Annotated in this window: 1 protein-coding gene; it reads right to left on the bottom strand. The window is 67.6% G+C overall.

Translation table 11 applies throughout. The features are described from left to right. A partial coding sequence (locus tag EKD05_RS26240) for a cohesin domain-containing protein (protein ID WP_205704094.1) occupies positions 1-1,279 on the bottom strand: 1,279 nt, incomplete at both ends.

Raw genomic sequence — 1,279 nt, 5'->3', positions numbered from 1 at the left:
ATCGCCACCGGTAGGTAGACGGTATGCTTCGCCGGGCTCAGGGTGAGTCGCCAAGCGGTTGCCGCTAGCGGCACCACCTGTCCGCCTGCCGTGACTGCACTCTGACCGTGCTCACCATCATCCACAAGCGTGATCGCGGTCGTTGCGGCATCGGTGCGCGCCCGCAATTGGATCTGCGCGAGGGGTACCTGCCCCGTGGGGCGCTGGGCATTGAGCGTGCCCTGCGCCAGGATGATTCGTCCGGCGATGGGGTCAACCACCTGCTGGAGCGAGCGTTCGAGGGTGGCATCGCCCGTCACGGCGAGCACCTCGAATACGGTCGGATCGAAGGCCAGGGTGACGGCGGCCCCATCCAGTCCGGTCGGCGGCGCGTGTACCGCCACGTCCAGGGTCACGCTCGCCCCGGCGGTGAGGTTCGGCACGACCTGCTGCGCCCGGATCACCGAGTGACTGGGACGCGGTTCGGCGGGTGAGGGGTCCGCAGCCCCCACCGCGTTGAAGTGCTTGGCGAGGAGCGAGAAGTCGCGCAGGTTGATAACTCCATCGCCGCTGAAGTCGGCCCGCCCATCGTAGCCCGTACTGCCGCTGCTCCGCCCGAAGGTGCTCGCGAGCACCGAGAAGTCGGGCAACGAGACGCGATTGTCATTGTTGGCATCGCCCGAGGGCAGCGGCCCGATGGTCATCGTCGTTGTGTCGCCGCTCAACTCCTGCGTCACCTCCGCCCGCAGCGTCTGGGGATGCTTGACGCTCAGGGTATAGGCTCCGGGGGCGAGACCTTCGATCTGGAAGCGACCGGCCTGGTCGAGGGTTGGGGTGCCCTGATAGACCGGCGTGCTGCTTCCCGCCGGGCGCAGCGTCACTGCGAGTGGCAAGCTCAGGCGTGGGTCCGGGGAGCGGGGCTCGCCTTCGAGTTGCACCTGCACCTGCACGGCCATGCCATCGCGCACGGTGAGCGTAGTGGGCACCAGCGGCCCGAGCACCGAGGCTCCGTTGGCGGTGACATCGGTCTGGCGGTCGGCGGTGCGACTGAACTGGATCGAGGTGCCGTCGGGGGCGGCCTGGCGGGCACGGAAGGTAACGGTGGCAAAGTGGAAGGTGCCCTGGGGGAAAGGTTGCTTCAAGACGCTGCGCACCATGTCCAGCTGACCGGGGGTCTGATTGATGCGCCAGATCAGCTCGATCGGGAAGACCGGGTTGGGCGTCACGGAAACCACGTCGAGGACAGTTGGGTCAAAGTCGAGGAAGAAGGCCGCGCCGTCAATCGGCTGGGTGTCGCTGC

Source organism: Candidatus Chloroploca sp. Khr17 (genome assembly GCF_004138165.1).
In the GTDB taxonomy this organism is placed as follows: Bacteria; Chloroflexota; Chloroflexia; order Chloroflexales; family Chloroflexaceae; genus Chloroploca.
This window is presented reverse-complemented; position numbering and strand designations above follow the sequence as displayed.